Origin of the sequence: Acerihabitans sp. TG2 (assembly GCF_035013185.1) — a bacterium.
In the GTDB taxonomy this organism is placed as follows: Bacteria; Pseudomonadota; Gammaproteobacteria; order Enterobacterales; family Enterobacteriaceae; genus Acerihabitans.
The window spans coordinates 1-10002 of the sequence record NZ_JAYGJO010000054.1 but is presented as its reverse complement, the minus strand read 5'-3'; the positions used below and the strand labels follow the sequence as shown (position 1 = coordinate 10002).

Sequence of the window (10002 nt, the reverse complement as noted above, 5' to 3'; positions counted from 1 at the left end):
GTCCACTCCTGGCACGAGACAGCCGGACGTGGACGCATAGTCCGCTATGAGCGAAAAGCAGCCCCTAAAAAGCGTCATAAATATCCGCTGATTTCGGTATTTCATCAATTAAGAGATGAGAAATAGTGTGTTGGCGATTTACCCAGCGCCTTCCTGAACATCGTGATAAACGCGCTGACCGAATCATATCCCAGCGTACCGGCTACGCTTTGCACGGATTTACCTTCAGCCAGATGGTTCAGGGCAATCATCAAATGCAGTTGCTGACGCCAGCGGCCAAAGCTCATTCCTGTTGCATTTTTTACCAGTCTGGCCAGAGAACGTTCGCTGATTGCAAGGCGGAGAGCCCACTGCTTTAAAGTCCTCCGATCGTCGGGATTCTTAAAGAGCGCATCAGCCATCTGACGGATTTTAGGATGCCCGGATACAGGCAAATGGAGCGCTTCAACAGGCGCATCAGGAATATGTTCCAGCAGCACAGCTGCAAGTCTGGCAGTTTTACTGTCAGGAGAATAAGCGGGGTCCTGCTCCGCCAGAAACAGAACAAGTTCGCGGACAAGAGGGGTAATGGCAAGGGTACAGCATTTTACCGGCATCGCTGCTGCACTTGGCTCGATAAAAAGAAAGCAGGTATCGGCATTTTGCGTGACCCGGCAACTGTGGGGGATTTCACCCGGGACCCAGACCGCATGCCCTGGCGGAACCAGCAACAGTGCATCCTGAACCTCGCAACTGACTGCACCCCGTAAAGAGAGAATAAGTTGTCCCTTGCGATGTGCGTGCGGACTCAGCCCGGCATACTCGCCTGTCGATGACACATGCAGGGCGACAGCGGCCTGAGTGAAAGCATCAGCATCAAACTCTTCAGGTGACGACACAGTTTTTTTACTGGTTGGCATAATTTAGCTATATATTGTCAGGTTATCTATATTATGTAACTCATGCGTACTTTAAAGTCTTTCTTTTTTCCAGAGAAAGCAAAATTTATGTCACACACTTCGAACAAGTGGTCTTCAATCCTACTTGTGACCGGTATCCTTTTTATTGCCATTAACCTGCGTGTTCCCTTTACCGCTATCGCACCGGTTTTAGAGTCCATTCGCAATGAATTTGGGCTGAGTATCACTGCCGTAGGGTTTCTTAACTCGCTGCCCTTACTGGCCTTTGCAGCCTTTTCTCCCCTGAGCGCATCCATCTCCCGGCAGTTCGGTCTGGAACGCACCCTTTTTGGTGCTCTGGCAGTGATTTCCGCAGGCATCCTGCTTCGCTCCACAGGCAGTGTTTGGGCACTGTATGGTGGAACAATATTGATAGGTATGGGGATTGCCCTGGGCAATGTCCTGCTGCCTGGCCTTATCAAACGTGACTTTTCCGGAAAAGTGGCCTCCGTGACGGGGGCTTACTCCATCACGATGGGAGCCGCTGGCGCAATTGGCTCTGCCATTGTCATTCCTCTGTCGCAAAGCTGGGGCTGGAACATCGCGTTGGCCATGCTGGTTATTGCACCGCTGCTTGCGCTGGTTTTATGGCTGCCCCAGCTGAAAAAAAAGCATCAGCTGCCAGCATCGGGTGAGAAAAAGGCGGCGACCGTCGCGATCTGGCGCTCACCTCTGGCATGGCAGGTCACGTTATTTATGGGCCTGAATGCGATGCCGTTTTATGTTGCGGTGGGCTGGCTGCCAGCCATTCTAACGGACACTGGTATCTCCACAGCCAAAGCAGGTGAGATTCACGGCATGCTTCAGCTGACCACCGCGATTCCCGGCTTAATTCTGGCGGCCACATTGCGTCGTCTCAAGGATCAGAAATTAGCCGCTGCTGGCGTCAGCCTTTTAACGGCTGTGTCCTTTATCGGCATCCTGTACTTGCCTAATCTGGCTATGCTGTGGGCCGCTCTTATCGGCTTCGGCTCGGGTGCCAGTATGATGCTGGGTCTGACCTTTATCGGGCTACGTACCAAAAATGCCGGCGACGCCGCAGCGCTGTCGGGCATGGCGCAGAGTGTGGGTTACCTGATGGCGGCAATGGGCCCGCTGCTTCTGGGCAAAGTTCAGGAGTTATCCGGAGGCTGGACGGTGCCGTTACTGATGACAGCAGCGATAGCGGTCGCTGGTGCCTGCACCGGAATGGCTGCCGGACGTAACGTACATCTGGAGCCTGCACAGCAGCCAGGCTGAATTCGCATACGCATCAGGGGAACGATTTGTTCTCCTGATGTGTATGCTTTCAATTGACGTTTTAAGCGCTTTTCATCCTGCTTTAGCCGATCTGTGATGCAGAAGAATTCATCTCTCCTGCGCCATCCCTGAAAAGCCCGGCGATCCATTCCGCAAAAGCGCGCATGGCGGGAGAAAGAAAGCGCTGATGCGGATAGAGCATCGTTACCGGCACTGATGGCGGCTGCCAGTCCGCCAGAACCTCGATCAGCTTTCCGTGCTGAAGATTCTCAGAGATAATATTCTCCGCAAGCTGTGCCAGCCCAAAACCTTCAAGGCACATTTTTATATAGAGCCCCGTTTCGTTCACGGCGGCATATCCCTTCACCGGGACGGAGATCGTCTCCGTGCCTCGCACAAAATGCAGTTCATTGGTCCGTCTGGCCGAGCCGGGAAAGTAATGGATCGCCCGATGGTGCGACAACGCTTCAGGAGTCTCAGGGACACCGTACTCTCTGAGATAGTCCGGAGAGGCGCAGGTCACCCAGCGAAACCGGCCAAGTGGACGGGCAACCAGCGTGGAGTCCGTTAATTCCCCGGTTCTGATGACGCAATCCACGCCCTCCTGAACGAGATCGACCTGCCGGTCGCTGACGCCAATCATCAGGTAAATATCCGGATAGAGCCGGTAAAAATCTTTCAGGTTTGGCATGACGATGAAATGGGCGATCCCACCGGGCATATCAACCCGCAGCCGCCCCTGAGGTCGCCTGACTGAATCCGTCAGGCTGGATTCAGTGTGTTCAATTAACGACAGGATTTCCCGGCACTGCGCAAGATACTGCAGGCCTTCAGGGGTGAGACTGACCCGCCTCGTCGTCCGGTTAAGCAGACGCACCTGCAGGTATTTCTCCAGATTTTTAATCGTGCTGGTGACGGTGGAAGAGGGCAGTGACAGTGTCTCTGCCGCGCGCACAAAACTTCCGGCTTCAGCGACCCGTGTAAAAACCTGCATAGCCTGAATCCGATCCATTGTCCTTCTCCCGGGCAAAGAGTGAGCCTGATTATTCGTAAATTATGAATTATGAAAACGTTTTAAGCATCTTTTTCAGATTAATAAGGTGATGTATTGTTTATTCATTAATCAGGAAAGAGGCAACTTTAATGACCGATTACATCCGAAATATTGTTAACAATCAGACTGTAACGCCACTGGCGACGTTGATTCGTGGCGCGACGATACTGAGCATGGATGAGCGCGTCGGTAACATTGAACGCGGTGATATTCTCATCAACGGTTCAACTATTACCGCCGTGGGCCAGAACCTGGAAGCGCCAGGCGCCCATGTCATCGATGCCACCAACATGATCGCTATGCCGGGGATGGTCGATTCTCATCGTCACGCATGGGAAGGACAGCTGCGCCGCATTAACCCTAATGCCACCTGTCTGGACGACTACAGCAACGCCACGCACTTCTCGTTCGCTAAATATTACCGGCCTGCCGATATCTATGTCGGTAACCTGCTGACGGCGCTGGGCGCTATTGACGCGGGTATCACCACCATGATTGATAATTCGCACAACAGCCGCACCGCAGCGCATTCGGATGCCGCCGTCGAGGCCCTGCTTGATAGCGGCATTCGCGCCATCCATGCTTCCGGCGCACCGGTAGCAGGCGAATGGGATAAAGCGCACTGGCCGGGTAACTGGCAGCGCCTGCAGGAAAAGTATTTCACGAACAACCCTGAAAGCCGGGTGTCTCTTGCCGTCATGGCCCAACTGGAGCCAGATTTGTGGGCCGAGGCCCGCAGGCTGGGACTGTCGATCGTGACTGAGTTCTTTGGTGCTGAGATGGGGTCTGAACTTGAGTCACTGCATCAGCAGGGGCTGCTGGGTCCGGACAATATTTTCAATCACTGCACAGCGTTGCCTGACGAGGGATGGGAAATTCTGCGGGAAGCCGGTGTCCGGGTGAACGTTTGCCCGCGCTCAGATTCGCACTATGGCATCGAAAGCGGGATGTTCGCCATTGAGGCCGCGCAGCGTCATGGCATCAACCCTGGCCTGAGCGTTGACAATGAAACCTCATACAGCACCGACATGTTTATGGAGATGCGCGTGGCCTTTTACCTGCAGCGGGTGATGGGCATGCATCAGCAGCAGTGCTGCGATTCCGAATATGCGCTGAAAACGCTCCCGGCGGCGCAACTCCTTAAAGCAGCGACTCTCGATGGCGCGGCCTGTGCAGGGCTGCAGGACAAAGTGGGTAGTCTGACGCCGGGCAAACAGGCTGACCTGGTGCTGATCAACGCCAGTGATATCAACCTTTACCCGTCAGGAAATGCCTTTGGCACGGTGGTACATGCCGCAGAGCGCAGCAACATCGACACCGTCATGATCGGCGGACGCATCGTTAAACAGAACGGCAGGGTGCTGGGCGTAGACAGAGAACGACTGCATGCAGCGATTGATGAGTCGCGTGAGCACCTGTTTGCCGCCTCTGGCTACCAGCCTGACATGTTTGCTGACACCTTCCTGCCGCTGGATCAGGCAGATTGACCGGGATGAAAAGCATGAGCATGATCTATTACGTAATCGCTTTTGCCGCAGGTCTCGGTATCACCCTGCAGACGACCCTGAACAGCCAACTGGCGCGAGGACTGGGCGGCGACCCGGTCACCGCTGCCCTGTTTTCCTTTACGGCCGGTGCGTTCAGTCTGGGGATTTACTCGCTGCTGCGGGGTGGATTGATGACATCGTTAGCGGCTATACCGTCGCAACCACCTTGGAGTCTGGCGGGCGGTCTCATAGGCGCATGTGCCCTGTTCAGCTATGTGGTGCTCGCGCCGAAAATCGGGTTTTCAGCCCTGCTGGGGCTGGCAATTGTCGGACAATTACTCTCGTCACAGATGATTGACCATTTTGGCTTGCTGGGGGCCGTGCGACGGCCGGTTTCGATACTCAGGCTGGGGGGAATGCTGGTCATGCTGATCGGACTTGCCGCCATGCTTTTCGGCGATCGGCTTTCTGCGCGTTTTCTGCAGTAACTGCGTTTACCCACGTTTACCACAGCTCAGACGCGGGTGAGCCACGCTCAATGCGCAGTACGACCTTTATTTATCCGGAGGATTAACATGTTTTCAATTGCAGCTGATGTCAGGAATACGCTGGGAGAGTGCCCCCTGTGGTGTGAAAGAACGCGCAGACTCTATTGGACTGACATTGAATGCAGTGAACTACTCGCCTTAGAAGAAGTCGATGACGCTGTGATGCGCTGGTCGCTGCCAGAACGCCTTGGATCCTTTGCCCTGACCGAAAAGAGTCACATTCTGCTGATGGGACTCGCGTCCAGGCTGGCTTTCTATGATCTCAACACCGGTATTCTTACAACGGTGGCAGCCTCACCGGGAGAAACAGGCACCCGCACAGGTGACGGACGGTGCGACCGTGCCGGTAATTTTGTCTTTGGGACTATGGATGAAGGTTATCCCGTAAAAGTCATCGGTAAGTTTCACCGACTAAATGCTGCAACGCTGACCGTTGAAACGCTTGCGCTGCCCGAGGTCGCCATCCCGAACAGCATCTGTTTCAGCCCCGATGGCTGCACGATCTATTACAGCGACTCGATGCAGGGCAAAATATTCTGCTGCGATTATCCATCTCTGGACAACCCGCGCGTGTTCACCGAAACAGTAGGCAATGGTGCACCTGACGGCTCCTGCGTGGATGCGATGGGCTATTTATGGAATGCTGAATGGGGAGGGAATCGTATTGTTCGTTACAGTCCGGATGGGACCACAGACACTATCCTGCCATCCCCTGGTATCCATAGCACCTGTCCGACACTGGCCGGTGAGGGCTTCACCAACCTCTACTGCACCACTGCTTCTGTGGGGCTCTCTGCGCCATCAATTTATGACGGTGCTTTACTGAAGGCCGAATCTGCAGTCTTTGCCGGTTTACCAGAAAGCCGGTTTGCAGCATAAACAATGTGAGAGCTCTAATTGCCGCATGCGGGCAGGACTTTATCTGCTTCAGTCTGCCAGTAATGTCTGCTCATGGCACGAAGCGGATCGGTGCAAGGTTCGTTAGGTCCGCTGTGAGCGAAGTATAGTCATTTGCACCCTGAGAATTACACTTTGAAGTGATTCAGGGTATGCGCTTACTGGTTACGTCTAGATAATTCGTGGCTATTCATCGACCATAATGAACTTTGCTACAGCTCGTAAAGTTCGATCCGAATGGTCCCCCCGTTATCAGAGATCAAGGCACCTTCTTCTCAAGTAGATCCGGTCGCGTCATATCAATCTCCAGCCGCAACAAGCTGTTTCTAAGCCGGTGGACCAGTAGCTTAATGTACAAGACGCCATGCGTCTTCGCCTTTACGTTTTCGATGGTGTATTGCACAATGAGGAATGCACATTTTCGCCGCCCAACTCTTTACCGAAAGTAATAGTTTTTCGCCGTTCCCGACAGATGCTGCCGCCTTCCAGGCCTTCGGATTCTGGCGTGGAACGGCGAGTACCGATGGAGCGAACGGGCAAGGGGCGGCACTGGCTGAGTTACGGCGTCTTACCGAAAGTAACGGCGGCAGGCTCAGCGAGAGCATTTGTGCCTTCGCACAGCCAGCGGGTCCAACAAAAGCTGAGGTCTATGTCGCCCTGAAAGCGCAGATACTCGAAGATCTGCAGGTAGCAATGCCGGTGAACGCTGTCTTGCTGATCCTACATGGGGCGATGATCGCTGAAGGGTTCGATGATTGCGAAGGGGACCTCCTCACGTCGGTACGCACTATCGTTGGTCCGTCGGTGCCTATTGGCGTTACGCTGGATCTGCATTGCCACATCACCGCGTCGATGTTGGCGAATGCTGACATCATGATCGCCTATAAGGAATACCCGCATGTTGACATGATCCCAAGGCTGCGTGAGGTTTTCGTCCTGATCTGGGGCATGCTGAACTCCGGGATCCGACCGGTTACATGCTTTGTTCCTTGTTCCATGGTTGGGCTGTGGCCCACGACCAATCCTGCTATGCGTCAACTGGTGCTTGATATGATAGCATTGGAAAGCGATCCTGGCGTACTTTCGGTCTCTCTAGCTCATGGATTTCCGTGGGGTGATATTACGGGTGCGACGGCAGGTGCATTGTGTATCACTGACAATAATCCCACACTCGCCAATGCTACAGCGCACCGGATCGCCGGGCAGTTTTGGGGCCTACGAGAGTCTGCCCGTACAAAGCACATTTCATTCGCCGATGCCATCGCTCGTGGTCGGCAGGCGCCGCCCGCAGTCATAGCTGATATGGCCGACAATCCAGGGGGTGGGGCCCCGGGAGACAGCACTTTCGCTCTAACGGCGCTGCAAGAGGCCGGGATAGCTCAGGCGGCCTTTGGATGCGTATGTGATCCGGAAACGGTTGCCCTATGCTTCGCTGCGGGTGAGGGAGCGCAACTGAAGCTAGTGATTGGCGGAACACACGGTGCCGTATCTGGCCAGCCATTTTGCTGCAAAGCCCGGATCATGCGCCTAATACCGCAGCACATCCAGTCGGTGAAGCGATGGACTTCGCCGCTCGGTTCTGCTGTCTGGTTGCGACTGGAGCCGGAGATTGACGTGGTGGTCTGCAACCTCCGCAATCAGGTCTACGGGCAAACGGCGTTCACAGGACTGGGGATCGACCTCTCCGGCAAGCAGATCATTATCGTAAAGTCCACGCAAAACTTCTATGCTGACTTCAAGGAATTAAGCCGCAACATTCTTTACGCTAATTCCCCCGGTGCGCTGACCACGGATTTCGGAATGATTCCGTTTATACGTCGCAGTATGGATTTCTGGCCTCGTGTCCAAACGCCCACCGGCAGTGGTGATTAAGCGCCTGTTTTGTTCTTCTTCATGCCCCTCTGGAGTTTGATCCTGCCCAGCAATAACGGACATAACAATCAAAGCAGAGCTCTGTTACTAACACACTAAAGCGAGTGAAGGACCACGCCGGCAGTATCCGGGGAAGCGGTCATATCGGGTTTCACGCCGTTTAATATACCGCAGATCCTTTCCTCCCTCCCCACAGTCCATAAATATCCCGGAGAGTATTTAAGTTCATCAAGCGGTTGAGGCGTTACCTTGATGCTTCCTGTTCAAGCCATTCCAGAAACAGATTGAATGCTGATGACTTGTCAACATCGGGTGCGATTAAAGCCACGTATTTGCTTCCTTTAACCTCAACCGGAAAGGGGGCCAGAAGCCTTTTCTCTTTTACATCATGCTCAAGTGTTGGCAGTCCACCGATACCTACTCCAACACCATCGATGACTGCCTGAAGACTTATATAATTGTGTTCAAAGCGCTGAAAGCGCAGTGGGCGCAAAGCTTCGATTCTGGCTCTCTTCATCCATCTTTCCCATTCTCCCACTCGCGTATGTGATGTGACGAACACATGTGTGGCAAGGTCTTCAGGTCCAGCTAAAGGCTGCTTGGATAAAAGTTTCGGGGCAGCAATCAAAGTGAGTTGTTCTTCGAACAAAGGTCGCTTGTCAAAATAACGCCATTCGGGCTTATCCAATGGCTCTCTTCGAATCAAAACATCAAAGCCAGGCAGTCCTTTTACCTCCGAGCTGTTTGATGTGGACACCGAGACTTCAATGTCAGGATTTAGACTATGGAATTCCGGCAAGCGAGGTATCAGCCAGTGCATGGCGAGAGTTGTCTGGGCGTTTACTCTTATGATTCTTGTATTTTGTGTTTTTCCGAAGCGCATTGAAGCATCGCTGATAATGTCGAAAGCGGCACTGATTTCCGCTGCAAATGCACGGGCATGTTCGGCTGCAACGCTGCGTTGCCCTTGACGTTCAAATAAAGGTTGCCCTAACCACTCTTCAAGCAATTTGATTTGGCGGCTGACGGCACCGTGGGTGATCCCTAATTCCTCGGCGGCGGCACTCAGGCTGCTTGAATGTGCTGCCGTCTCGAACAGCCTCAAAGCATTTAACGGCGGTAAGTTTCGTTTTTTCATCTGTGACTTTTAGTCTCATAAGTGGACAGTATTAATCGATATTATGAGCTAAAGACACCCAGTAAGATGCATGCTTTGAAGTGACAAATCAGGAAAGTCATGGAAATCTATATCTGTGTAACCTTAATTGCGATGCTCGCCGGCGTAGTGAGCGGGATAGTGGGTACAGGCTCTTCTTTGCTTTTACTGCCTATGATGGTCAGCGCATTCGGGCCCAAATTGGCCATACCGATAATGGCCATCGCCGCTATTCTTGGGAACCTCTCCCGTATTGTTGCTTGGTGGGGTGAGATCGATTGGCGCGCTACTTTGGCTTATACATTACCCGGCGTGCCAGCAGCCTCGCTGGGCGCTCATGTACTGCTCGCTCTGCCCACATGGACGATAGACTGTGCATTAGGCATTTTCTTCTGGATCATGATCCCGGTACGGCAGCATGTGAAAAATAACCGGTGGACACTATCGATAAACCAGTTGGGATTCTGTGGTGGAACCGTCGGTTTCCTGACCGGTCTGGTGCTATCAACCGGCCCGGTGAGTGTGCCGATTTTTACGGCATATGGGTTGAGCGGTGGGGCGTTTATTGGCACGGAAGCAGCGAGTGCACTTCTTCTGTACATGAGTAAAGTCAGTACCTTTGCGTTCCAGGGGGCTCTTTCAATGCATGTTGCACTCATAGGAGTATTCGTCGGTGGCGGCATTATGCTTGGAACCCTCAGCAGTAAAGCTTTGGTACGAAGATTAACTGCGACACATTTTTCATTTCTGATTGACGGCATGCTCTTGATTTCCGGGACAGGGTTGTTGTATAGCGCCTGGCTGACCTGCT

At 53.3% G+C, this 10002-nt stretch carries 9 protein-coding genes; 6 read left to right on the top strand and 3 right to left on the bottom strand.

Annotated elements, in window-relative coordinates; all coding sequences use genetic code 11:
• Nucleotides 1-104: 104 nt before the first annotated feature.
• Entirely contained in the window at nucleotides 105-899 is a 795-nt protein-coding gene (locus SJI19_RS24020; RefSeq protein ID WP_323480768.1) for a helix-turn-helix transcriptional regulator, read from the bottom strand.
• An 87-nt stretch (nucleotides 900-986) separates the two neighbouring features.
• Between SJI19_RS24020 and SJI19_RS24015 the strand changes: the two genes are divergently transcribed.
• On the top strand, nucleotides 987-2177 hold the full coding sequence (locus SJI19_RS24015; RefSeq protein ID WP_323480767.1) for a CynX/NimT family MFS transporter: 1191 nt from the start codon (nucleotides 987-989) through the stop codon (nucleotides 2175-2177).
• Nucleotides 2178-2259: 82 nt separating this feature from the next.
• Here the strand turns inward: SJI19_RS24015 and SJI19_RS24010 are convergent, their stop codons facing one another.
• On the bottom strand, nucleotides 2260-3189 hold the full coding sequence (locus SJI19_RS24010) for a LysR family transcriptional regulator (protein WP_323480766.1): 930 nt from the start codon (nucleotides 3187-3189) through the stop codon (nucleotides 2260-2262).
• Between the two features lie 131 nt (nucleotides 3190-3320).
• Here SJI19_RS24010 and SJI19_RS24005 point away from each other — a divergent pair, with 131 nt between their 5' ends.
• The 4 genes from SJI19_RS24005 (at nucleotide 3321) to SJI19_RS23990 (ending at nucleotide 8035) form a co-directional block, all read left to right on the top strand.
• Nucleotides 3321-4718, top strand: coding sequence for an amidohydrolase family protein (locus SJI19_RS24005; RefSeq protein WP_323480765.1), 1398 nt, complete (start codon nucleotides 3321-3323; stop codon nucleotides 4716-4718).
• Between the two features lie 14 nt (nucleotides 4719-4732).
• Nucleotides 4733-5206, top strand: coding sequence for a DMT family transporter (locus SJI19_RS24000; protein ID WP_323480764.1), 474 nt, complete (start codon nucleotides 4733-4735; stop codon nucleotides 5204-5206).
• Between the two features lie 87 nt (nucleotides 5207-5293).
• Nucleotides 5294-6145 (top strand): SMP-30/gluconolactonase/LRE family protein, encoded by an 852-nt coding sequence (locus tag SJI19_RS23995; RefSeq protein ID WP_323480763.1) that lies wholly within the window; start codon nucleotides 5294-5296, stop codon nucleotides 6143-6145.
• A 429-nt stretch (nucleotides 6146-6574) separates the two neighbouring features.
• Nucleotides 6575-8035, top strand: a complete 1461-nt coding sequence (locus SJI19_RS23990) for a M81 family metallopeptidase (RefSeq protein WP_323480762.1) — start codon at nucleotides 6575-6577, stop codon at nucleotides 8033-8035.
• A 244-nt stretch (nucleotides 8036-8279) separates the two neighbouring features.
• Here the strand turns inward: SJI19_RS23990 and SJI19_RS23985 are convergent, their stop codons facing one another.
• The gene (locus SJI19_RS23985; RefSeq protein ID WP_323480761.1) at nucleotides 8280-9173 is read right to left on the bottom strand and encodes a LysR substrate-binding domain-containing protein; all 894 of its coding nucleotides are present in this window, start codon (nucleotides 9171-9173) and stop codon (nucleotides 8280-8282) included.
• A 99-nt stretch (nucleotides 9174-9272) separates the two neighbouring features.
• Between SJI19_RS23985 and SJI19_RS23980 the strand changes: the two genes are divergently transcribed.
• The coding region (locus tag SJI19_RS23980; protein WP_323480760.1) for a sulfite exporter TauE/SafE family protein at nucleotides 9273-10002 on the top strand (730 nt) is incomplete at its 3' end.